This is a genomic window from Williamsia sp. DF01-3, assembly GCF_023051145.1.
Taxonomy (GTDB): Bacteria; Actinomycetota; Actinomycetes; order Mycobacteriales; family Mycobacteriaceae; genus Williamsia.
This window is the reverse complement of record NZ_JALKFS010000005.1, coordinates 1,399,851-1,423,003: the sequence shown is the minus strand read 5'-3', so window position 1 is coordinate 1,423,003 and position 23,153 is coordinate 1,399,851. Positions and strand designations below refer to the sequence as shown.

The window sequence follows — 23,153 nt, the reverse complement described above, 5'->3', positions numbered from 1 at the left end:
GTACGGACGAAGTTACCCCCGGTTCGATAGGTCGGCAACCGCTTTTTCTCGTAGCGAATTCGGTCCCAGATCGATCACCCTGTCGGCACGATGAGAAGCCGGTAGTCGGTGCGAGACAACAACGACCGCGCGTCCACGGTCGACGAGTCCGCCACCGACATCGAGGAGTCCGGCCTGCACTCTGTCCGCATCGGCACGGTCGAGATTTTCGCCGGGTTCGTCGATGATCAGCACCGGCGAGGGGTTGATCAGGGCGCGCGCCACGAGCAGCCGTCTCCGCTGTCCCCCGCTGATCGCGTCCGCACCCCCTTCGAGGATCGTGTCGAGCCCATCCGGCAATCCCCCGACCCAGGTGTCGAGGCCGACGGATGCCAACGCCGACATCAGCACCTCGTCGGTCGCGTCACCGCGCGATACCAGCAGGTTCTCGCGGACACTGGTGGTGAACACGTGACCGTTCTCCGCGAAATATATTGGGTCCGAATCACTCTGACTCGAGACGGTGACGGTCCCCGACACCGGTTCCAGCAACCCGGCCAACGTCAGCAAGAGGGTAGATTTCCCACAGCCACTCGGACCCACGAGGGCGATCCTGGACCCCGGTCTCACGTCCAGGTCCAGGCCGGCAGACCCGCCGAACACCGTGCCGCCGGGCCACCCCCATCGCAAGCCACGGACCGTCAGGTGTCCGGCGGGCAGCGCAGTCGACCGGTTCGGGCGCGCGTTTCGGTAGTCGTGCGCGCGGTCGACGAGGGTCATGATCCGCCGCGCCGCAAGGCGGCTGCGCGACAGTGTCATCGCAGCGTCGGTCATGGTGCTGGTGGAGTCGAAAGCACTCAAGGGCAAGAGGATCAGAACGCCCAGCGTCATCGGGGACACCGAATCAGCCATGCCGATACCGATCAGCCCCGCCACCATCACCGAGACCCCGACGGCAAGTGGTGTGGCGGCCGCCGCCCATGCGCTCTGCCGGGCTCCACGATCGGTGGCGCTGCGGGCATCGGCCTCGGCAGATGCCAAGTCGCTCAACACCTCTGCGCGACGACGTGTCACAGCCAGCTCGGGTCCGTGATCGAGCAGATTCATCATCGCCTCGGCGCTGCGCGCCTGCGCCACGGCAGCATCCACTGCGGCACGGCGAGAACCGCGTGCGGCACCCCACGGCGCAACTGCGCCGCTGATCAGCAAACAACCGGCCAACGCGGCAGCCGCCCACAACGAGACACACGCCATGATCACCACCGCGGCGCCGGACACCACCATCGACACCCCGATGGGTATGAGGACCCGAATCAAGGCATTGCCCACCTCGTCGACATCGGCACCCGTGCGCGACAACAACTCTCCGCGGCGCAATCCCACCGAGTACCCGGACGGTCCACCCGCGAGGGCGACGTACAGTCGGCGGCGCGCAGTCGACATCGCATCGAGCGCCACATCGTGTGTGGCCAGGCGCTCGAGGTAGCGGAACAATCCGCGCGAGATGCCGAGCGCTCTCACAGCTGTCACGGCAAGCGACAGATAGAGAACCGGCGGCATCTGCCAGGCGCGGGTGATCAACCATGCCGACAGCGCGGCGAGCGCGAGTGCGCTACCGGCACCGAACATTCCCAGCAGCAGCGACTTCGCCACCAACTGTCTCCGCAGGCCGAGCAGACCCATCGCACGCCAAAGTGGATCCTCACGCACCTCCGACCAGTTCTCAACGATGGACATGGACATGCGCTCCGATCTCGACCACGTCGTCGGCTGCCGCGAGCAACGCCGGACGGTGAGCGACGACAACAACGGTGTCACCGGCGCGGGCGCGGGCCTGCAACACCCGGCACACCTCGGCCTCGGCCACCGCATCGAGGTGAGTGGTCGGTTCATCGAGCAACAGCAGCGGCGCGGGCGACGCCAGCACACGGGCAAGCGCCAGGCGTTGCCGCTGCCCCGCCGACAACCCCACTCCCCCGTGCCCGAGCTGGGTGTCCCACCCCTGCGGCAAGCCGGCGACCACCTCGTCGAAACCGCTTGCCCGGCATGCCGACTCGCGATCCGCGTCGGCGATCGGCCCGCCGAGGAGAAAGTTGTCCCCCACGGTGCCCGGTACCAGCACCGGGTGCTGGGGTAGCCAGGAGACCTGCTCCCACAACCCTTCCCGGTCGAAATCGGCCACCGGCACGTCGCCGATCAGGATCGAGCCGGCGTCCAGATCTTGCAGACCCAGGATCGCTGCCAGCACAGTCGACTTCCCTGTCCCGTTGGGCCCGACGACCACGGTCAGGCGTCCCGGCCGGATGGTCGCCGTCACATCGTCCGGGGCCCAGCCATCGCGGCCCTCGACGCCGACGCCGGACAAGGTGATGGCGGCTCCGACGACCGGTACCGACCGACCGTCTGCTGTCGGCGCGGCCGATTCCGCCTCGATGATGTCGAATATCTCATCAGCGCTTGCCGTCCCGGCCTCCGAGTTGTGGAACTGAGCCCCCGCGGCCCGTAGCGGCAGATAGATCTCCGGTGCGAGCACCAGGGCCAAGACACCCGCGTACAGCCCCATGTCACCGAAGACCAGGCGCAGTCCGATGCTCACGGCGACCAGTGCCACGCACAGGGTGGCGAGGAACTCCAGCACCGCACCCGACAGAAAGGCGATCCGAAGCGCCTTCATGGTGCTGCGCCGATGAGCCTGTCCCAACTCACCGATACGACCCGCCGGCTCCAACTCGCGCCCCAGTGCGCGCAGAGTGGGTATCCCGGCGATGAGGTCGAGCAATTGGGACGAGAGTCGACTCATCGCCGCCAGCCGGTCAGCCGTGCGATCGCGGGTCATCACCCCGATGAGGATCATGAAGATCGGTATCAGCGGCAGTGTGATGACCACGATGATCGCCGACGTCATATCGGCGATTGCCATCACCACGATCAGCACCGGGATCACCACCACCGAAAGCACAAGGGCGGGGACGTATCCGGTCAGGTAAGGACCCAGCGCCTCGATCCCGCGGGTGAGGATGGTGGCAAGACGCCCGCGACGGGTGAGCAGCTCACGCGGTGCGGTACGAGCTGGGTCTGACACCACGGCAAGGGCCGCCTCGCGCAGCTCGGCGATCACCTGGGCGCCCGCGCGGTGGGCGTAGCGGTCGTGGAGATAGGTCGCGGCCACCCGCACCACAACAGACGCCGCCAGCCAGACCAGATGGGACGCTTGTGCATCGAGGCTGCGCAGCCCCGGAGAGACGATCAGTTCCGACAATATCGAGGCCACCATCGCCGCGGTGACGATGACGGTCGCGACCGACACCACGGCCATGAACACCGTGATCACCAGGTAGCGGCGCGAGGTCCGTGAGTATCTCCACAGGCGCGGATCGATCGGCGGTCTGGCCCGTCGTCGCCGCCCCTGCTCGGTCATCTCCGTGCCTCGGCAGCTTTTCGATCGCGTAGTGCCAGCCCGATGGACGGGGGAATCTGGGATGTCGAGATGCGCTGGCGGAACACCCAATACGTCCAACCCTGGTAGGCGAGCACGACGGGGGTGATGAACGCTGCCGCCCAGGTGATCACCACCAATGTGTGATGACTCGACGCACTCCCCTCGATGGTCATGTGGAAGGCCGGGTCGGTTGTGGACGGGATGACGTTGGGGAACATCGACCCGAGGATCAGGACCACCACACCGAAGATGGCGAAACAGGTGGCAACGAATGCCCATCCCTCCCTTCGCATCCAGGCCAGCGCCGTGGCGGCGACGACGGCCACCGCGGCAACCGCCAGCGCCACCCATGTCCATCCCTTGCCGTAGGCCAGCTGGGTCCACACACCCCACACCGCGGTGACGATGGTGGTCGGAACGGCGAGCCAGGCTGCGGTCCTCATGGATTCACGCTGCATGTCGCCACCGGTCTTGAGTGCCAGGAACACCGCGCCGTGGGTGATGAACAACAAGGCGGTGGCGGCGCCGCCGAGCAGCGCGTACGGAGACAGCAGGTCGAGGATGTTGCCGGTGAACTGCTCCTCACCGTCGATGGGAAGTCCGCGCACCAGATTGGCGAACGCGACGCCCCACAGAACGGCCGGCAGCCACGAGCCGAGCCCGATACCGACGTCAGCCCACCGACGCCACCGAGGGTCGTCGATCTTCCCACGCCACTCGATGGAGACGACCCGGGTGATCAGCCCGACGAGGATGAGCAGCAACGGGAGATAGAAGGTGCTGAACATCGTTGCGTACCAGGCAGGAAAGGCCGCGAACAGAGCGCCACCGCCGGTGATCAACCACACCTCGTTGCCGTCCCACACCGGGCCGATGGTGTTGAGCATGACCCGTCGCCTGGTGTCCCCGGACACCCCGTCCTTCGCCCGGCCCAGAAATGGCATGAGCATCCCGACCCCGAAGTCGAAACCCTCGAGTACGAAGTAGCCGAGGAACAGCACTCCGACGAGTGCGAACCAGAACTCAGCAAGGCTCATCACGTCACCTCGGCCTTTCAGTAAGCGAACGAGAGTTGTTTGACGTCATCGGCGTCGTCGTCATCGCGACCACTGCCGTCGCCGTCGTTGCCCGACCCACCGACCGGGGGCCCGGAGTCGGACGGTTGTGGACCCTCGCGGGTGTACTTGCGCAACAACGTGAACCAGATAAGGCCGAGAACTCCGTAGAGGAGGGTGAAGATGATCAACGACGTGAGGACGAGGTAGCCCGAGTGCCGGCTGACGCCCTCTTGCACGGTCAGGTGCACCTGCGACAGACCCGTCGGATTGGGTGCCACCATCCAGGGCTGACGCCCCATCTCGGTGAAGATCCAGCCAGAACTGTTGGCCAAGAACGGGGTCGGGATCATCCAGATGGCAAATGTCCCGAAGCGCTTCGAGTCGGGGATACGGCCACCGCGCGTGAACCAGAGCGCGAGAAGAGCCAGCGCCGCCGAGCCGAGGGCCCATCCGATCATGGCACGGAACGCCCAGTACGTGACAAAGAGATTCGGCTTGTAGTTGCCGGGACCGAAGTTCGCCTCGTGCTGCGCCTGCAGGTCTTCGACACCCTGCAGGGTGGAGTTGAAGTCGTAGTCGGCCAGGAAGGACAACGCCTTGGGCACCTCGATCAGATGCGTGACGGACTCGCAGTTGTTCTGGGTGCCGATGGCAAGGATGGAAAAGCTTGCACCGCTTTCGGTCTCGCACAGCGACTCGGCCGACGCCATCTTCATCGGTTGCTGTTCGAACATGAGCTTGGCCTGCGCGTCACCGGTGATGGCGAGGGCCACGCCGCTGACGATCATCACCCACAGGGCCAAGCGGGTCACCGGGCGGTACAGCGTCCGCGCATCGGCCTCCAGTCGGCCCGCCTCGGCGCCTTCGGACCGCTTGGCCTGCCGCATGTTTCGCACCATCCACCAGCAGCCGATCCCCGCGACGAAGGTGCCGGCGGTGAGGAACGCGCCGGCGATGGTGTGCGGGAAAGCCGCCAACGTGGTGCTGTTGGTCATCACGTCCCACAGGCTCTTGAGCTCTGGACGCTGCTTTTCCTCGTTCCACTGCGCCCCTACCGGGTGCTGCATCCACGAGTTCGCAGCGACGATGAACCACGCGGACGCGTTGACGCCGATGGCAACCATCCAGATCGTCAGCAGATGGATCTTCTTGGGCAGGCGATCCCAGCCGAAGATCCAGAGACCCAGGAAGGTCGACTCCATGAAGAAGGCGACGAGGCCTTCGAGCGCCAGCGGGCCGCCGAACACGTCCCCGACAAATCTGCTGTACTCGCTCCAGTTCATCCCGAATTGGAACTCCTGGACGATGCCGGTGGCGACGCCGAGGGCGAAGTTGATCAGCAGCAACTTCCCGAAGAACTTGGTGGCGCGATACCACTGCTCGCGGCCGGTGACGACCCACACGGTCTGCATCACCGCAACCATCGGAGCGAGTCCGATCGTCAGCGGTACCAGGATGAAGTGATAGACGGTGGTGATCCCGAACTGCCACCGCGAGACGTCAAGAGCGTCCATTTTTGCCTCATTCGCCGAGTCGCTACTACGAGAGGTAGTAGATGCAGCGTACGCCCGGGCGCGGACGGCGAACAAGCAAAACAGGTGTGGCGCCGGGCACCTTCACCGATGCCGAACGGCGGGTCAGATCAGTCGATTGCTCGGTCTACCAAAGCTGAAAAGTCCTGTGGGCGAACAGGAGTCGCCATCGAGTAACCGTTGAGCTCGATGACGCGGGTGGCCAACGTGATGCTGGACACCAACCACACCGAGTCGGCACAGATGAGGTCTGCCGGACGCAGGGCGTGAACCTCAGTCTCCCAACCGTCCTTCTCGCCTTGGGCGAACAGGGCCTGCTGGGTGGTGCCGCCGAGGATGCCGATCTCGGGTGGCGGTGTGATCAACCGTTTGCCCTCGACCACGATGACCGTCGACCGCGGGCTCTCGAGCACATAGCCCTCGCTGCTGGTGTAGATGACGTCGTCGGCGCCTTGCTCGGCGGCGTACCGCAGCGCAGCCATGTTCGTGGCATAGCTGAGGGTTTTGGCGCCGAGCAATTGCCACGGGGCCACCGCGGCGAGATCGACCGAGTATCCACGGGGAGCGGTGATGACCTTCACCCCGTTCTCACGGACCTTCGCAGCCCGTTCGGCGACCGGCCCGACTGTCAGATATTCGGTGGCCGCGTTCGCCTCACGGGTGAGCCCGGTCTCGTCGCGGGCCCGCGGAGGCGCGGCGTCGACGGGCGCCGACTCCCGTCCGCGTGAGTAGACCAGCCGCATGAGCCCCTCGGCGTTGCCGTTGGCCTCCGCCCAGACCCTGGCACCAGTCGCGATCGCCTCGGCCCATTTCTCTTCGTCGGGAGCAGGCAGATCGAGCGCCTTGGCGCTGCGCGAGAGCCGCTGCAGATGCAGATCGACCACGCGAGCCCGCCCATCACGAACGAGGAGGGTTTCGAAGATCCCGTCGCCTCGGACCGCAGCAAGGTCGTCCGCATGCAGGATCGGCACGTCGGGGTCGAGTACCGCGCCGTCGACAGTCACCAAGATCGGTTGAGCCATGACGGCAAGAGTAGCGAGCACGCTCGTACGATGATGACGTGACTGTTTTGTTGGATTCATTACGCGCCTCAGGCGCAGTCGGTGGCCCGGAAAATTCCCCAGACGAAGCAGTGGCGTGGCACTTCGGTGACCCTTTCGGTGAGCAACGTGCTGCGACCACCTCGGCGGTGGTGATCGACCGTTCGCATCGCAGCGTCATCGCCCTCACCGGCGACGAGCGGCTCAGCTGGCTCAACACCATCTCCAGTCAGTTCGTCACCGACCTCGCGGACGGACGCAGCGCGGAGAACCTCAGCCTCGACGGGAACGGCCGGATCGAAGATCACTTCATCCAGACCGACCTCGACGGCACCACGTGGATCGACACCGAGGCGCATCGCGGCGAGCCGTTGGCCGCGTTCCTGACGAAGATGATCTTCTGGGCAAAGGTCGAGGTCGCCACGCGCCCGGACATGGCGGTACTGAGCCTGCTGGGGCCGCAAACCCGTGCAGGTGCCGTCGCACAGTTGCTCGGCGTACCCCCGACGGCATCGGTCTACGACGCCGGGCCGTTGGCCGACGGCGGGTTCTGGCGGGTGATGCCGGCTCTCGGTGAGCATGCCTCCGTCGAGGCCATCGACCTGGTCATCCCGGCCGACCAGCTGATCACGTGGTGGTCGAGCCTGACCGCGGTCGGCGTGCGCCCTGCAGGTTCGTGGGCTCACGAAGCTCTTCGGGTCGCCGCTCTGCGACCCCGACTGGGCATCGACACCGATGACCGCGCGATCCCTCATGAAGTGAACTGGATCGGGTCGCCGGATGAGATGGGTGCGGTGCACCTGAACAAGGGGTGTTACCGGGGGCAGGAGACCGTTGCCCGCGTGCACAATCTCGGCAAGCCTCCCCGGCAACTGCTCCTGCTCCACCTCGACGGCAGTGCCGACAGCCGCCCAGTCACCGGTGATCCCGTCACCGCGGGTGGACGCGCGGTCGGTCGGATCGGCACCGTTGTCGAACACTTCGAGTACGGGCCGATCGCGCTCGCTTTGGTCAAGCGGGGTGTGCCTGCCGACACAGCCCTCGAGACCGGCGGGACGACCGCGGCCATCGATCCCTCTTCGGTCCCGGCTGATGACCGGGTGCAGGCCGGACGGGCTGCAATCGAGAAGTTGAGGGGCAGATGACGATGGTGAGCACCTACTTGGCCGGCCGACACACCGAGAAGTTGAGGGGCAGGTGAGCTTGGCCGAGGGCACGGTGCTGGCCGTGTGCGCCGTGCACGAGGAGCATCGCCTGGCGGGTGGTGTCGGGATCAGCGCCATCGACAAGCGGGCGATCGACGGTCCGGTGGACGTGAACGAGAACGGCCTCGACATCGACCATGTCCGCGACATCAAACACCACGGCGGACTCGATCAGGCTGTTTACGCCTACAGCGAAGACGAGGCCCAGCGATGGGCAACGGAACTGGATCGAGAGCTGCCGTACGGATGGTTCGGCGAGAACCTCCGGATCGCAGGCGTAGCCACGACCGATGCGGTGATCGGAGAGCGCTGGAAGGTCGGTGACACTCTCGAACTGGAGGTCACGATTGCGCGTACCCCCTGCCGCACCTTCGCCGACTGGGCGCAGGAGGAGAACTGGATCAAGCGCTTCAACGCCCAGGCCGACGTGGGCTGTTATCTCCGCGTGGTCCAGCCGGGTGCCGTGACAGCGGGTGATGTGGTCAGGGTCATTTCCCGGCCGGATCACGGGGTTCTGGTCCGGCATCTGATCACCGGCCCTGACCGTGATGCTTTGGTAGAACTGCTGGCCGCCGACAGTCTTCCGCCGAAGGTCGTGCGGGACGCAGAGCGGTGGCTTCGCAAGAAGAGCAGGTAAATTCAGCGGGCCCCCGCCGAGCCGGTCCGCATCACGCTTGCGAGCACGCTAGACTGTGTTTCACGACCATATTTGTAAACACAGAATGGGGCCGCCACGTGTTTGGCCGCCCCTTCATTGCGCGAGGGGGTCCCCTATGGGCCGCGGCCGGGCGAAGGCGAAGCAAACTAAAGTTGCTCGTGAACTTAAGTACAGCTCACCGAACACCGACTTCGACAGCTTGCAGCGAGAGCTGTCGGGTGGCGATTCCGCTGAACCGAACGATGGGTTCACGGACGATCGGTGGTCCGATGAGGAGAGTTGGCGGCGAGCCTGACAAGGCGAGCCGGGGGTTCGGGCCATCTGGTTCGAACCACCACTCTTGACAACCCCCTGAGGCGACTCCCGGTCAGGGCGGGCCACTCGGCATATCCGTGATCGGGTCGCAATCCTGATCGGGCACACCCCGACCAGGCCGCCGCTTCCTTTCGGTCTAGAACCGCGGGTGTTCGCCCATCAGCTCGGCAACCCCGGTCTTCTTCTTGTGATCCCCCGGGCTTGTCGTGTGGGACTTCTTGATCGATCCCAGCACCCAGCAATCAAGGTGGCGAGCAGTCAGGACGGCCAATGCGCGGTCGGTGTCTTCGGGCGCCACCACGGCGACCATCCCGACGCCCATGTTGAAGGTCCGTTCCATCTCGGTACGTTCCACGCGTCCGCGCTGGGCGATCATCTGGAAGATCGGTGCCGGCGACCAGGTGCCGCGGTCGAGTTCTGCGACCAGGCCACTGGGGATGACCCGGGCCAGGTTGTCGGCCAATCCGCCCCCGGTGACGTGTGAGAACGTCCGGACGTCGGTCTCCGCAGCCAGGGCAAGGCAGTCCTTGGCGTAGATACGAGTGGGCTCCAGCAACTCTTCGCCGAGGGTGCGCTCGAACTCTTCGACGTGCCCGCCGAGGTCCATGTGGCCCCACTCGAGCAACACCTTGCGCGCCAGCGAGTATCCGTTCGAGTGCAGGCCGCTGCTGCCCATTGCGATCACGACGTCACCGGGCCGCACGCGGTCCGGCGAGAGCACTGCGTCGGCCTCGACGATGCCCACGCCGGTGGCTGACAGGTCGTAGTCGCCCTCTGCCATCAAACCCGGGTGTTCGGCCGTCTCGCCGCCGAGCAGCGCGCACCCGGCCTCGACGCAACCATCGGCGATTCCCTTGACCAACTCTGCGACGACCTCGGGGACAACCTTGCCGACGGCGATGTAGTCCTGGAGGAACAGCGGTTCGGCACCGCAGACGACGAGGTCGTCGACCACCATCGCCACGAGGTCGCGGCCGAGCGTGTCGTGCTTGCCCATGGCCTGTGCCACGGCGATCTTTGTTCCCACACCGTCGGTGGACGACGCGAGAACCGGCTCGCGGTAGCCGCCCTTGAGCTTGAACAGGCCGGCAAAGCCTCCGAGTCCACCCATGACCTCGGGACGCAGCGTGCGCTTTGCATGCGGGGCGAACAGCTCCACTGCTCGCTCACCGGCATCGATGTCCACTCCCGCCGCAGCATATGAGGCGTTGCTGGGCTCGTTGTCGGTCATCGGCGTGTGGTTCCCGTTCTCGAAGTCCGGCAGCCGGGGCTGCCGTGGTGGCGAATAATCCGGTCTCACGCTACCCGAGGTGCACCCGATGAGTTCTGGCGACGTGCATTGCCTACATCGGCGAACAACCGGAAACTGCGCAAGGCGGACACTCGACGGGGTACCGAGTCATCCCCACGCCAGGGTGACTCGGAACCGCAAACGGTGACTGTGGCCTAGGGCCGGCGGATCGCACTCACGTTGTCGTTGTCGGCGAGCACCTCGGTGCCCGTCGCGGCATTCTTGAGCATCGTCTCGAGAACCGCCTTGCCCATGGATGTCTCCTTGGGCAGCTCGATCGGGTACTCCCCGGTGAAGCATGCGGCGCAGAGGTTGTCGGCGGACTGCTCGGTGGCGGCGATCATCTCGTCGGTACTGATGTAGCCGAGGGAGTCTGCCCCGATGGCGTGCCGGACGCCTTCCACGAGATGTTCTTCGGAGTCCGTGCCGTTGGCGATGAGTTCGGCGGGCGATGCGAAGTCGATGCCGTAGAAGCATGGCCAGCGCACGGGGCTCGATGCGATGCGCACGTGCACCTCGGCCGCGCCTGCCTCGCGGAGCATTCGGATCAACGCGCGCTGCGTGTTACCGCGGACGATCGAATCGTCCACGACCACAAGCCGCTTCCCGCGGATGACCTCTTTGAGAGGGTTGAGTTTGAGCCGGATGCCCAGCTGACGGATGGTCTGTGACGGCTGGATGAAGGTACGACCCACGTAGGCGTTTTTCATCAGCCCCTGGCCGTAGGGGATCCCCGACTCCTGGGCGTATCCGACCGCGGCAGGTGTGCCCGATTCGGGTACGGGGATGACGAGGTCGCCCTCGGCCGGGAACTCGCGCGCCAGCCGGCGACCGATCTCCACCCGGGTGGTGTGCACCGAGCGTCCGTTGATGACACTGTCGGGCCGGGCGAGGTAGACGTATTCGAACACGCAACCCTTGGGCGTGGCCTCGGCGAAGCGCGAGCTGCGGACGCCGTCGGCGTCGATGGCGAGCAGTTCGCCCGGCTCGATCTCACGGACGTAGGACGCGCCGACGATGTCGAGGGCTGCGGTCTCGGACGCCACCACCCATCCGCGGTCGAGACGACCGAGGCACAGTGGCCGGACGCCGTGAGGATCGCGCGCCGCGTACAGCGTGTGCTCGTCCATGAAGGTCAGGCAGAACGCACCCCGAAGGGTCGGGAGCAACTCCATCGCGGCCTGCTCGATGGTCGAGTCCGCCGCGCCATGGGCCAGCAGCGCCCCGACGACGTCCGAATCCGAGGTGGCGCCGCCGGCGCGCCGCGAATCCATCAACCCGAAATCACGGGCCTTGCTTGCCAGGTCGGAGGTGTTGACGAGGTTTCCGTTGTGACCGAGCGCCACGCCTGTGCCTGCGGCGGTGGTACGGAAGATGGGCTGGGAGTTTTCCCAGGTGGTGGATCCGGTGGTGCTGTAGCGGCAGTGGCCGATGGCCACGTGGCCCTGCATGGCGCCGAGGGTCTGCTCGTCGAACACCTGCGAGACGAGCCCCAGGTCTTTGAACACCAAGACCTGCGAGCCGTCGGCCACGGCGATGCCCGCAGCCTCCTGGCCTCTGTGTTGCAAGGCATACAAGCCGTAATAGGTGAGCTTTGCAACATCTTCACCGGGTGCCCAGACACCGAACACGCCACATTCTTCGCGTGGCTCGTTCTCAGGCTCGTCGGCGTCTAACAGGTTCTTGCTGTTGATCGACAGCTCGGTCACTGGCACTCCCATGAGGTGGGCTGGTGGAGGGCGTGGGCTCAAGTCTACGGGCAGCCGAAACGCGTTAGCGAATCGCCGGAGTGTGTGTGTCTGTCACAACTGTCTCACCAGCACCGGGATCTAGACGAGCGGTAGCCAGTGATCGATCTCCCTGGCGCGACTCCCCGATGCGGTGACCATCCCCGAGTCGATTGCGTCGACGAGTCCGAGCTGTCCCGTCACCAACAACAGCCACGTGCGCGAATTTGTTTCCACCACGTTCGGCGGCGTGCCCCGGGTGTGCCGAGGTCCCTCGATGCACTGCACCGCGACGAACGGGGGAACCCGCACCTCGACCGACGAACCAGGTGCGACCTGAGCGAGGGTGCGGGCAGAGGTTCGCACGGCATCGGCCAGTTCGGCCCGTGTCGGCTCGGCGGCGGCGGGATCGGTCAGCCACGGTTCGATCAGCGCCACCGCGGCACGCATGGCTGCCGGGTCGACCGGCTTACGAGAAGGCACACCCAATCGTGTCACGCCAACCGATGCACCGATGGGCGCGTGGTCGTCGGGTCGTGTGCTGCGTGAAGGTTCTGGGGCGAGATGAGAGGGCACGTGTCCTTGCCCCTTCTAATTTATAGCGCACCCCGGGGCTTGCGGCAAGACCCGGTTGAGGGCGCAAACTCACTGTCCACGGCCAACATTCGGCCCTTCCGTGCGGTGGCAGCAAGCCGTCGCGATGCGGAGCCGTCAGAGGAGATGAGCGCTTGAAACCGTTGTCCACCAGTGTTTTCGACCTGCCCCACCACCTGGCACGCAAAGCCGCCCCGGTACTGATCGCGCACGATGAGCACCATTTCACCGAGGTCGCGAGGAGTTTGGAAGAGTCGATATCGAACCTGCGGGATCGCATCGACGCTGAACGGAAGGCGCCGGGAGGCGAGGGCCGGGCGGCCATGGATCGGGACATGGAGGTGCACCGGCTCACTGCACGTCTGCGCACCCTGCGGCGGTTCGGCGTGGACCTGTGTCTCGGGCACATGGTGGGCGCGGACGGTTCGGAACCGGTGTATGTCGGGCGATTGGGACTGACGGACAGCTCTGGGCGGCAACTGATGGTCGACTGGCGCTCCCCTGTCGCCGAGCCGTTTTTCGGTGCCACCCATGCCGATTCGATGGGCCTGACCCGACGCCGTCGCTACCGATGGTCCAGCGAGAAGATCACCGACTACTGGGATGAGGTCTTCACCATGGAAGGTCAGGTGGTCGCAGACTCCGAACGCAGCGCAGCGCTCGATGACCAGTCGGCGTTCATCGCAAGTCTGGGACAGAACCGGTCTGCCAAGATGCGCGACGTCCTGGGCACGATCGCGGCGGATCAAGACGCCATCATCCGCGGCGGATCGCGCGGCGCACTCGTCGTCGACGGCGGGCCGGGCACCGGCAAAACCGTTGTCGCACTGCACCGAACCGCCTACCTCCTCTACTCTGACCCGCGCCTGGGCCATCAACGGGGCGGCGTGCTCTTCGTCGGCCCACACGAGCCCTACCTGGCTTACGTCGCCGATGTCCTTCCCAGTCTCGGAGAAGAAGGAGTGCGGACATGCACCTTGAGAGACCTTGTGCCGGAGGGTGCGAAGGCGAAGGTCGAAGCCGACCCCGCGGTGGCGCGACTCAAGGCATCGGCGGACCTGGTGAACGCCGTCGAGGTGGCCGTCCGATTCTATGAGAAACCGCCGGCAAAGGGCATGACCGTCGAGACCGACTGGAGCGAGATCTGGCTGAGCGCCGAGGACTGGGCGGCGGCCTTCCGGTCACCGGACCGCGGCACACCCCACAACGAGGCACGCGAGGCGATCATGGAGGAACTGATCGAGATCCTGATCGACAGGTACCGGGGTGACGTCGGAACCGATCAGGTTCGAAAGTCGCTGCGGCAGAATGACGATCTGCGCGCCGCGCTGAATCGGGCCTGGCCGATGGTGGACGCCGCCGACCTCGTCGGGGATCTGTGGTCTGTTCCCGCCTACCTCCGCATGTGCGCGCCCTGGCTCGATGCCGAGGAGGTCGCCGCACTGCACCGTCCTGACCCCCGGGCGTGGACTGTCTCCGACCTGCCTCTTCTCGACGCCGCCCGACACCGACTGGGCGACCCGAAGGCCGCCTCACGCATCCGCCGCCGACGTGCAGCCCTGCGGGCCGAACACGAACGCAGATCCGGGGTGGTCGACGACCTCATCGCATCCGACGACTCCGAACTGCGCGTGATGTCGATGTTGCGCGGCCACGACCTGAGCCGGGCTCTGGTCGACGACACCGACCGGCTGGACGACTCGAGCGATCCCCACGCGGGCCCGTTTGCCCACATCGTCGTCGACGAAGCACAGGAGTTGACCGACGCCGAATGGCAGATGTTGTTGCTACGTTGCCCTTCTCGTAGTTTCACCATCGTCGGCGACCGCGCGCAGGCACGGCACGGCTTCACGGTGACCGACCCTGGATCGTCCGAGATTCGGATGGAGTCCTGGCGGGAAAGACTCGAACGCGTCGGACTCGACCGCATCGATGTCGCGACGCTCGGTATCAACTACCGCACCCCCGAAGAGGTGATGACCGAGGCCGAACCCGTCATCCGGGCCGTCGTGCCCGATGCCAACGTGCCGAAGTCGGTCCGGAGCAGCGGCTTCCCGGTGGAACACCGATCCGTCACCGACCTCGACCGCATCATCGAGCTCGGCCCAATCGTTGACCTCTGGCTGGCCGAGAACCCGGACGGCACGGTCTGTGTCATCGACGACGACGAGGTGGACACAAGCAGATTCGGGGAGCCTGCACGCGTCCGATGGTTGACGCCACAGCTGTCGAAGGGGCTCGAGTTCGATCTGGTCGTCCTGATCGACCCGGAGTCGTTCGGTGTCGGTGTCGAGGGCGCAGTGGATCGCTACGTCGCGATGACCCGCGCGACGCAGCGACTGGTGGTGCTCACCGGTTCGTGACGGCACGACCGGCAGAATCGGGCCGCCGCGTCGAGGCGATATCCTGCGGTCAGCCCAGAACCCCAGAAGGAGCGTCACCACCATCAGCGCCACCCTGCACGCCGCCGGACTGTCCGCAGGTCACGGTGAGCGGACGTTGTTCTCCGATCTGGACCTGACCGTTGCGGAGGGCGACGTGTTCGGGCTGGTCGGCGCCAACGGTGCCGGCAAGTCGACGCTCCTCACGCTGCTCGCCGGCCAGGGCACGGCCGACTTCGACGGCACGATCACGCTCAGTCCCCCGGATGCCGAGGTCGGCTACCTGGCCCAGGAGGCCGAGTTCGTCTCCGGGGAGTCGGTCCGGCAGTTTCTGTGCCGCAGGGTGGGGGTGGCGCAGGCGCAATCGGCGATGGACGAGGCCGCCGCCGCACTGGCGGACGGCGGCGACGACCTGTATTCGCCGGCACTCGAACGCTGGCTGCACCTGGGTGGGGCGGACTTCGACGAGCGCGCCGAACAGGTCACCTCGGAGCTGGGCCTGACGATCGACCTGGACGCACCGATGACCACCCTGTCGGGTGGACAGGTGGCCAGGGTCGGACTGGCCGCGTTGTTGTTGTCCCGCTACGACATCCTCCTTCTCGACGAACCGACCAACGACCTCGACCTCGACGGGCTCGATCAACTCGAGAACTTCGTCCGCGGTGCTCGCACACCGCTGGTGATCGTCAGCCACGATAGGGAGTTCCTGGCCCGGACCGTCACGGGCATCATCGAACTGGACCTCGCCCAGCAGCAGGTATCGGTCTATTCCGGCGGCTACGAAGCGTTCCTCGTCGAACGCGAGGTAGCCCGTCAGCATGCGCGCGACGCGTACGACCAATACGCCGACACCAAGAACGCGTTGACCGAACGTGCACAGATGCAGCGCGGCTGGATGGAGCACGGTGTGCGCAACGCGCGCCGTAAGTCCAAGGACAACGACAAGATGGGTCGCGCAGTCCGGTTGGAGTCGACCGAGAAGCAGGCGGCCAAGGCCAGGCAGACGCAGCGCCGCATCGAGCGCCTCGACGAGGTGGCCGAACCCAGGAAAGAGTGGGAGCTGCGGATGGAGATCGCCACCGCTCCACGGTCGGGCACCGTGGTGGCCACCCTCAACGACGCGGCCGTCGTCCGCGACGGCTTCACCCTCGGGCCCATCAGCACACAGGTCAACGTCGGCGACCGCATCGTGATCACCGGAGCCAACGGTTCTGGCAAATCAACCCTTCTCGGGCTACTCCTGGGCACCGTCACCCCGGACCAGGGCACGGCTGCATTGGGCGCGGGAGTCCTCGTGGGCGAGGTGGATCAGGCGCGTGCATTGTTCATCGGCGAGACCCCACTGGCCGACGCTTTCGCCGTGCAGGTCCCCGATCTCACCGAGGCCGACGTGCGCACCCTGCTCGCCAAGTTCGGTCTGCGCGGTCACCACGTGACGCGGCCGGCCGATTCGCTGTCGCCCGGTGAACGCACCCGCGCTGCCCTGGCGCTGTTGCAGGCCCGCGGGGTGAACCTGCTGGTACTCGACGAACCGACCAACCACCTGGACCTGCCGGCCATAGAGCAGCTGGAGCAGGCAGTCGAGTCGTTCTCCGGGACAGTCCTGTTGGTCACGCACGACAGACGGATGCTGGCCAGGGTGCGCTCGACACGCAAATGGCGCCTGGACGCAGGCCGGTTGTCGGAGACTCTGGCCTGACGGCAGGTCACGGTAGGTCTGCACAGGCCCCGTCGGCGAGAACATCACGGGAAGTCCGTGACACCATGAATCAATGGGCACGGATGTGAACACCCAAGAGTTCAGCCGCGAGGACCGCCGACTGTTCCGCGAACAGGTCGGGCGATGCACCGAGGCTGTCGCCCGAATGCTGGCGAACGGGCTCTTCACCGATCAGGGCAATCCACCCCAGCCGTTGCTCGGCATGGAGGTCGAACTCAACCTCGTCGATCGGGCGATGAACCCGGCGATGTCGAATGCCACTGTGCTCGAGGCGATCGCCGACCCCGACTACCAAACCGAGTTGGGCCAGTTCAACATCGAGATCAACGTGTCGCCCCGCCCATTCGTCGGCGGCGACACCGTGTCGTTGGAGCAGGCTCTGCGTGATTCACTCAACCGCGCCGAGGAACGCGCGGCCGGCACCGACAACCACCTGGTGATGATCGGTATGCTGCCGACGTTGCGCCAGGAACACTTTGCGCATCAATGGATTTCAGCCAATCCCCGGTACGATCTGCTGAACCAGCAGATCTTCGCGGCCCGCGGCGAGGACATCGAACTCGACATCACCGGAGTCCCACTGACCCCCGGCGCCGAATCCGAACGGCTGCACACCTCGATCGACTCGATCTTGCCCGAGGCGGCATGTACGTCACTGCAGCTGCATCTGCGGGTGGCACCTGAGGATTTCGCAGATCACTGGAACGCGGCACAGGCGATCGCAGGTGTACAGGTGGCACTGGCAGGCAATTCGCCTTTCCTGGCAGGCCGGGCACTCTGGCATGAAAGCCGCATCCCGGTGTTCCAGCAGGCCACCGACACCCGGCCACAAGAACTCATCAATCAGGGCGTCCGTCCGCGCGTGTGGTTCGGAGAGCGTTGGATCACAACGATTTTCGACCTCTTCGAGGAGAACACCCGATACTTCCCGTCGCTGCTGCCGGTGGTCTCCGACGACGACCCCCTCGAACAGCTCGAGGCGGGGACCATCCCCGAACTGACAGAGTTGCGCATGCACAACGGCACCGTCTACCGCTGGAACCGTCCGGTGTACGACGTGGTCGACGGTCACGCGCATCTGCGCATCGAGAACCGGGTATTGCCTGCAGGACCGACCGTTGTCGACATCATGGCCAATGCCTCGTTCTATTACGGCGTGCTGCGTGGCCTGGTCGACGCCGAACGGCCACTGTGGTCGCAGATGTCGTTTGATGCCGCGGCCGAGAACCTGCAGGCTGCATCACGTGACGGGATCGACGCGCAACTGTATTGGCCGACGCTCGGCTGGGTACGACCCGACGAGCTCGTTCTGCGAAAGTTGTTGCCGCTGGCCGACGAAGGGCTACAGGCGTTCGGCGTGAGCTCCGACGCCCGCGACCGCTACCTCTCGGTCATCGAGGGACGTGCCCTCAATCGGCAGACCGGCTCGGTGTGGCAACGTGCCTCGGTGCAGGCACGCGAGCAGGCCGGCGACAGCCGCGAGGAGGCGCTGGCTGGAATGCTGCGCGAGTACATAGAACGCATGCATGACGGCGCTCCCGTGCACACCTGGGATCTGTAACGGTCGCGGCCGGCTCGCGAGTCTCGGCCGCGTTGTCTACCGTGCCGCGTTCTTGATGAATTCCTCGACGCCGGCAGCAGGTTTCACGCCGCCGAAGTAACCGCCACGCACGTGCCTGCGCAGTGCGGCATCGTCGGTGGCCCGGGCTGCGGAATGCCAGAGGTAGGCGTCGTGCAAGATGATGTCGCCACGTTCGGCGTAGACGCCCACCTCACCGCGGATCTTCTCGAATCCGAGCGGCATCTCGAACGGTGGTGTGCGGTCGGTGCGGCCGCCCGAGGGTCGCGCCGTCGACGGCACCGACACCCCGTTGGCATTGCGATACGGCGCAGGGGTCGCCCACAGGTGACTTCCCGGCACCACGCGCAGGAATCCATTCGCCGGGCTGGTGCCGTCGATGTGCACGGTGAAGGCAGTGCTCGGCCAGACATCGAGGCTGGGGCTCGCCTGCCAGTCGGAGTGCCAACCGATACGCGTGTAGCCAGATTCCCTTCCGGGCCGGGCATCTTGGTACACCACGCCGTTCTGTTCGTGGGCCCGGATCCAACACGATTCGCCGACGAGCTGTTTCATGATGTCGATCAGCACGGGGTGGGTGATCGCGGCGTCGACCGCGGGCGACAGCTCGCTGATGTACTCGACGTAGTTGGCGAACTTGTCGGCCTTGGCCGCCTCATCGAGGAACACAGTCGAGCCGTAGCGGTCGTCGAGTTCCCCGGACACCACCTTGCGCTGGGCGTCGACACACTCCGCTTCGATCGCAGCCGTCGCGGCTTCGTCGAGCAATCCCCGCAACACGACGTAGCCGTGCATGTCGTAGAACCAGAGGAGCCCCTCGACGTCGTCGGGTCCGTATACGCCGGGGCCTGCGGTCACAATTGTCATTCACAAGACGTTAGCCCTGGTCAGGAGTTCTCTCAGGGTGAGCGCGTGCTGTCGTCGAAGTTGTCACGTGGTCTTAATACGAGCCCGTGACCAGTCCCCCTTCCCCATGCGACGTAACTGGACGGTTCATCAAAACTAGAACATGTTCTAGTGTGGTGCCGAACCGCCGGGGAGTGGCCTGAAGCCGAGCCCGGCCACAACGGAAGTGATCGTCATGAAAGCAGCAGTCACCGGAGCCGCAGGATTTGTGGGCCGCAATCTCGTCGACCGTCTCGTCGCCGACGGTCATTCCGTCGTCGCCATCGACAGACACCACCCCGTCGATGTCGCCGACCACGGTGCGGTCAGCTGGGTGAGCGCCGACATCCTCGATCCCGAATCGATCACCGAGGCACTGACCGGAGTGGACGTGGTGTTCCACCTGGTCGCGGTGATCACGCTGCGCCACACCGACGACAACGCCTGGCGGATCAACACCGAAGGTGTCCGCAACGTCGCAGAAGCAGCCCTGGCCGTAGGTGCCCGGCGCATGGTGCACTGCAGTTCGATCCACTCGTACGACCAGTACACCTGCGGTGGTGTCATCGACGAGACATCAAGCCGATCGGATAACACCGAACTGCCGGTCTACGACAGGTCGAAATGGGCAGGTGAACAAGAGCTGCGCAAGGTCATCGACCGCGGACTGGACGGCGTGATCTGCAACCCGACCGCCGTGATCGGCCCGGTGGACCACACCCCGTTCTCACGCATCAACGGGATGCTGCTGGATTCGGCGCGTGGCCGCGTGCCCGCACTGGTCACCGGAGGATTCGATCTCATCGACGTGCGCGATGTCGCGGCCGGCCTGATCGCCGCGGCCGAGCACGGCCGGACCGGCGAGAACTATCTGCTCACCGGGCAGATGGTCACCATGCTCGAGGCGTTCCAGATGGTCGCCCGAGAAGCAGGGCGTCGCGGACCGGCATTCGCGTTCCCGATGAGCATGGTGAAGGCCATCCTGCCGGTCGCCGAGCCCATTTGCCGACTCTTCAAATCCGATCTGATGTCGAAGGCGGCGCTCGGGTCCCTCGAGGCCTCCCCGGTGGTCGATGGCACCAAGGCCCGCACCGAGCTCGGTCACTCGCCGAGGCCGGTCGACGAGACGATGCGCGACTTCGTGACCTTCATGGTGGCGGAGGGGCAGCTCAAAGTCGCCGGGAGCAAGGCTTCGGCCGACACCGGCGCCACACCGGCGGCCATCTGATGGTCGCCGGCGGTCACCTCAGTCCTTGGTGACCAATCCTCGACCGGTGATCTGCGGGAGGTCCAACGCGGTCAGCAGACCGGGCTGGGCCTCCACCACGGCCTGGACGGCGTTCACCAAACGCATTGCGGTGACCAGCATTCCGGAATCGTTGTGATCGCCGTTCTCGCCGTGGTGCACGAAGTCGACCGTCATCACCGGATCGCCGGTGATCTCGATGCGGTAGCAGCCGTCGCCGTGACTGGGGATCGGCCACTCGGGTTGGGCATCGGCCCTGGTCCGGGTGACGTGTTCGAGAATGATGCGCTCGGATCCGTTGACGGTGCCGATGACCTCGAACCGCACCGCAGCCATCGTCCCCTTGGCGATGTGGCACGACGCGATGTCGTAGTCCTCTTCGGCAGGTCGGCGGTCGATCCGCTCCACGAGGGGCTCATCGAGGGTGAGGTCGAGACCGGCAGCCAGTTGCCGCACGACGGGACCCCACGCCAACGACAGCACCCCCGGCATCCAGAGCATCGACTGGTGGTCCATGGGTTTGCCGAAACCGAACAGCTCGGTCATCGTCATGGGCTGGTAGTACGTGGAGTAGTCGGCGATCTCGGCCACTCGCAGTTCGTCTATCCGCTTGGACAACGACGTCATCGCCAGCGGCAGGACGTCGTTGGCGAAACCCGGATCGATGCCGTTGACGTGGAGGCTGGCGTTGCCCGCTCGTGCTGCGGCGCGTATGCGCTCGTTGAAGTCGTCGGGGAACACGCCGTCCGGATAGACCAGCGCGACCGGTCCGGACGAGACCACGTTGACCCCTGCTTCGAGGAAGCTGATCAGGTCGTCGACCGATTCCATGATGCGGTCGTCGGTCATGGCGCCGTGCACGATGCAGTCGGGGCGCAGCGCCAGCAGTTCTTCTTTGTCTCCGCTGGCAGCGATTCCCAGTTCACGACCCAGGCCGGCGAGCTCGCCGACGTCCTTGCCGACCTTGTCGGGGTTCGACACCCAGACCCCGACGAGTTCGAGTTCGGGGCGGGCGAGCACACCCGCTATCGCCAGCTTCCCGATCGTGCCGGTTGACCAGACCACTACACGTAACGCCACTTCATGACCTCCAGGACAGAAACTAGAACACGTTTCACCCTAGACCTCGGCCACCCCGAAAGTGGTGGGTTTCGGTGAGCAAACCTGCTGGTCGTCGTCGCCGAAACCCACCACTTTCGGAGGGTGGAAGACGACTACATCTCTTCGGCGCCCACCAGCGCGGCTTCCTCGAGTCGGCGTTCGGTGGCGGCAGCGGTCTCGGGCTCCGACTGCGTCCCCACCACTGCGATGGCGGCGACCGCGATCACGCTGTAGCCCACGGCAAACCAGTACGGGGCCGCGTTGGTGCCGAACCACTCCGCGAGATGGGCCACCAACAGCGCCGACACCGCCGCACCCATCCAGCGCAAGAAGTTGTATCCGGCACTCGACACCGACCGCGGACCGGTTCCGGCCGCCATCGCCATGCCGGTCAGCGCAGTGTTCAGCACACCGGACGGAATCCCCGAGACGATGATGGCGGCCATCACCAACGGCTTCAGGTCACCGGCCGTTCCGATGGCCGCAACAGCCATCACGATGCCGAAGACACCGACAGCAGTGATCACGCCGAGCCGTTCGCCGAGGGCCTCGACCACCCGGGGTGCGAGCGTCACGCCGCTGAGCGCGACGCAGAGGCCCCATCCGACAAACACCAGCCCCAGGAAGATCGGTCGCATGTCCAAAACGATCGGCGCCCAGGCGATCACGGTGAAGAATCCGGCCGTATAAAACGCCGAGCCGATACCTGTCACCAGGAGCCTACGATTTCGCAACGCACGCAACGGGTCTGCGATACCCACCTTGGGGCGCGCAGTGGCCGGACCATCCTTCGACAGCTTCATCGCGCAGAGCAAGGCGCCGATCGCCATGAGCACCGCCGTACCGGCAAAGGGGGCGCGCCACGTCCATTCGCCGAGAATCGCGCCGAGCAGCGGCCCGACCGCAAGCCCGACCCCGAGGGCGGCCTCGTAGAGCAGGATCGCACCGTGTTGTCCGCCGCGGGCCGATCCCACGATGAAGGCGAGTGCTGTCGCCATGAACAGGGCGTTGCCCAACCCCCACGCCACCCGCAGGGCAATCAGCTCGCCGATTCCGTTTGCGGTTGCCGAAACACCCGCTGCGACAACGATGAAAGCGAGCCCGGCGATGAGTGTGCGTTTGGGTCCGAAGCGGTACGAGCTGTATCCGGTGATCAGCATCGCGAACACCTGCACACCCATGTACACCGCGAACAGCAGAGTGACCTGATCGGCGCCTGCATCGAGTTGCTTGGCGATCTCCGGCAGGATCGGGTCTACGAGACCGATACCCATGAATGCGATGACGGCGGCGAATGCCGTGGCCCACACCGCAACCGGCTGCCCGCGAACTGCGTCCAGAAATCCGTGGTGTTCAGCAACCTGTGACGAATCAGCTTGCCCTGTTGTCATGTTCACTCC

18 protein-coding genes are annotated in these 23,153 nt (G+C 65.5%); 7 read left to right on the top strand and 11 right to left on the bottom strand.

The window, feature by feature from the left end; translation table 11 throughout:
• Nucleotides 1–12: 12 nt before the first annotated feature.
• The 5 genes from cydC to MVA47_RS08735 all read right to left on the bottom strand — a co-directional run bounded on the left by cydC (nt 13) and on the right by MVA47_RS08735 (nt 7,030).
• Nucleotides 13–1,716 carry a thiol reductant ABC exporter subunit CydC gene (cydC, locus tag MVA47_RS08755; RefSeq protein ID WP_247207513.1) on the bottom strand — a complete coding sequence of 568 codons (1,704 nt, stop codon included), beginning with the start codon at nt 1,714–1,716 and terminating at the stop codon, nt 13–15.
• Nucleotides 1,703–3,397, bottom strand: coding sequence for a thiol reductant ABC exporter subunit CydD (gene cydD / locus MVA47_RS08750; RefSeq protein WP_247207512.1), 1,695 nt, complete (start codon nt 3,395–3,397; stop codon nt 1,703–1,705). The genes cydC and cydD overlap by 14 nt, the downstream gene beginning before the upstream one ends.
• On the bottom strand, nt 3,394–4,455 hold the full coding sequence (gene cydB / locus MVA47_RS08745) for a cytochrome d ubiquinol oxidase subunit II (protein WP_247207511.1): 1,062 nt from the start codon (nt 4,453–4,455) through the stop codon (nt 3,394–3,396). The genes cydD and cydB overlap by 4 nt, the downstream gene beginning before the upstream one ends.
• Before the next feature lie 17 nt (nt 4,456–4,472).
• The gene (locus tag MVA47_RS08740; protein WP_247207510.1) at nt 4,473–5,990 is read right to left on the bottom strand and encodes a cytochrome ubiquinol oxidase subunit I; all 1,518 of its coding nucleotides are present in this window, start codon (nt 5,988–5,990) and stop codon (nt 4,473–4,475) included.
• Nucleotides 5,991–6,118: 128 nt separating this feature from the next.
• Complete coding sequence (locus tag MVA47_RS08735; protein WP_247207509.1) at nt 6,119–7,030, bottom strand: aminodeoxychorismate lyase; 912 nt, start codon at nt 7,028–7,030, stop codon at nt 6,119–6,121.
• Nucleotides 7,031–7,068: 38 nt separating this feature from the next.
• On the opposite strand from MVA47_RS08735, the gene MVA47_RS08730 reads away from it, so the two are divergent.
• From MVA47_RS08730 to MVA47_RS08720, 3 genes are all read left to right on the top strand, one after another.
• Complete coding sequence (locus tag MVA47_RS08730) at nt 7,069–8,193, top strand: folate-binding protein YgfZ (RefSeq protein ID WP_247207508.1); 1,125 nt, start codon at nt 7,069–7,071, stop codon at nt 8,191–8,193.
• A 58-nt stretch (nt 8,194–8,251) separates the two neighbouring features.
• Entirely contained in the window at nt 8,252–8,890 is a 639-nt protein-coding gene (locus tag MVA47_RS08725) for an MOSC domain-containing protein (protein WP_247210677.1), read from the top strand.
• Nucleotides 8,891–9,026: 136 nt separating this feature from the next.
• Nucleotides 9,027–9,206, top strand: a complete 180-nt coding sequence (locus MVA47_RS08720; protein ID WP_081729715.1) for a DUF3073 domain-containing protein — start codon at nt 9,027–9,029, stop codon at nt 9,204–9,206.
• 156 nt (nt 9,207–9,362) lie between these two features.
• On the opposite strand, the gene purM is transcribed toward MVA47_RS08720, so the two are convergent.
• From purM to MVA47_RS08705, 3 genes are all read right to left on the bottom strand, one after another.
• A complete protein-coding gene (gene purM, locus MVA47_RS08715) occupies nt 9,363–10,457 on the bottom strand; it encodes a phosphoribosylformylglycinamidine cyclo-ligase (RefSeq protein ID WP_247207507.1) in 1,095 nt (364 codons plus the stop codon).
• A 215-nt stretch (nt 10,458–10,672) separates the two neighbouring features.
• Entirely contained in the window at nt 10,673–12,226 is a 1,554-nt protein-coding gene (gene purF / locus MVA47_RS08710) for an amidophosphoribosyltransferase (RefSeq protein ID WP_374474143.1), read from the bottom strand.
• A gap of 120 nt (nt 12,227–12,346) precedes the next feature.
• Complete coding sequence (locus tag MVA47_RS08705; protein ID WP_247207505.1) at nt 12,347–12,727, bottom strand: sterol carrier family protein; 381 nt, start codon at nt 12,725–12,727, stop codon at nt 12,347–12,349.
• Between the two features lie 245 nt (nt 12,728–12,972).
• On the opposite strand from MVA47_RS08705, the gene helR reads away from it, so the two are divergent.
• The 3 genes from helR (at nt 12,973) to MVA47_RS08690 (ending at nt 18,503) form a co-directional block, all read left to right on the top strand.
• Complete coding sequence (helR, locus tag MVA47_RS08700; protein WP_247207504.1) at nt 12,973–15,201, top strand: RNA polymerase recycling motor ATPase HelR; 2,229 nt, start codon at nt 12,973–12,975, stop codon at nt 15,199–15,201.
• An 82-nt stretch (nt 15,202–15,283) separates the two neighbouring features.
• Nucleotides 15,284–16,921 (top strand): ABC-F family ATP-binding cassette domain-containing protein, encoded by a 1,638-nt coding sequence (locus MVA47_RS08695; protein ID WP_247210675.1) that lies wholly within the window; start codon nt 15,284–15,286, stop codon nt 16,919–16,921.
• 73 nt (nt 16,922–16,994) lie between these two features.
• Complete coding sequence (locus MVA47_RS08690) at nt 16,995–18,503, top strand: glutamate-cysteine ligase family protein (protein WP_247207503.1); 1,509 nt, start codon at nt 16,995–16,997, stop codon at nt 18,501–18,503.
• 36 nt (nt 18,504–18,539) lie between these two features.
• Here MVA47_RS08690 and MVA47_RS08685 read toward each other — a convergent pair whose 3' ends face one another.
• The gene (locus MVA47_RS08685) at nt 18,540–19,388 is read right to left on the bottom strand and encodes a phytanoyl-CoA dioxygenase family protein (RefSeq protein ID WP_247207502.1); all 849 of its coding nucleotides are present in this window, start codon (nt 19,386–19,388) and stop codon (nt 18,540–18,542) included.
• A 214-nt stretch (nt 19,389–19,602) separates the two neighbouring features.
• On the opposite strand from MVA47_RS08685, the gene MVA47_RS08680 reads away from it, so the two are divergent.
• On the top strand, nt 19,603–20,634 hold the full coding sequence (locus MVA47_RS08680) for an NAD-dependent epimerase/dehydratase family protein (protein ID WP_247207501.1): 1,032 nt from the start codon (nt 19,603–19,605) through the stop codon (nt 20,632–20,634).
• An 18-nt stretch (nt 20,635–20,652) separates the two neighbouring features.
• On the opposite strand, the gene MVA47_RS08675 is transcribed toward MVA47_RS08680, so the two are convergent.
• Entirely contained in the window at nt 20,653–21,732 is a 1,080-nt protein-coding gene (locus MVA47_RS08675; RefSeq protein WP_247207500.1) for a diacylglycerol kinase, read from the bottom strand.
• Nucleotides 21,733–21,866: 134 nt separating this feature from the next.
• A complete protein-coding gene (locus MVA47_RS08670; protein ID WP_247207499.1) occupies nt 21,867–23,144 on the bottom strand; it encodes an MFS transporter in 1,278 nt (425 codons plus the stop codon).
• Between the last annotated feature and the right edge of the window lie 9 nt (nt 23,145–23,153).

Coding starts and splice junctions, on each gene's coding strand:
- cydC (WP_247207513.1), bottom strand. CDS start 1,716: ATGTCCATCGTTGAGAACTGGTCGGAGGTGCGTGAGGATCCACTTTGG.
- cydD (WP_247207512.1), bottom strand. CDS start 3,397: ATGACCGAGCAGGGGCGGCGACGACGGGCCAGACCGCCGATCGATCCG.
- cydB (WP_247207511.1), bottom strand. CDS start 4,455: ATGAGCCTTGCTGAGTTCTGGTTCGCACTCGTCGGAGTGCTGTTCCTC.
- MVA47_RS08740 (WP_247207510.1), bottom strand. CDS start 5,990: ATGGACGCTCTTGACGTCTCGCGGTGGCAGTTCGGGATCACCACCGTC.
- MVA47_RS08735 (WP_247207509.1), bottom strand. CDS start 7,030: ATGGCTCAACCGATCTTGGTGACTGTCGACGGCGCGGTACTCGACCCC.
- MVA47_RS08720 (WP_081729715.1), top strand. CDS start 9,027: ATGGGCCGCGGCCGGGCGAAGGCGAAGCAAACTAAAGTTGCTCGTGAA.
- purM (WP_247207507.1), bottom strand. CDS start 10,457: ATGACCGACAACGAGCCCAGCAACGCCTCATATGCTGCGGCGGGAGTG.
- MVA47_RS08690 (WP_247207503.1), top strand. CDS start 16,995: ATGGGCACGGATGTGAACACCCAAGAGTTCAGCCGCGAGGACCGCCGA.
- MVA47_RS08685 (WP_247207502.1), bottom strand. CDS start 19,388: ATGACAATTGTGACCGCAGGCCCCGGCGTATACGGACCCGACGACGTC.
- MVA47_RS08680 (WP_247207501.1), top strand. CDS start 19,603: ATGAAAGCAGCAGTCACCGGAGCCGCAGGATTTGTGGGCCGCAATCTC.
- MVA47_RS08670 (WP_247207499.1), bottom strand. CDS start 23,144: ATGACAACAGGGCAAGCTGATTCGTCACAGGTTGCTGAACACCACGGA.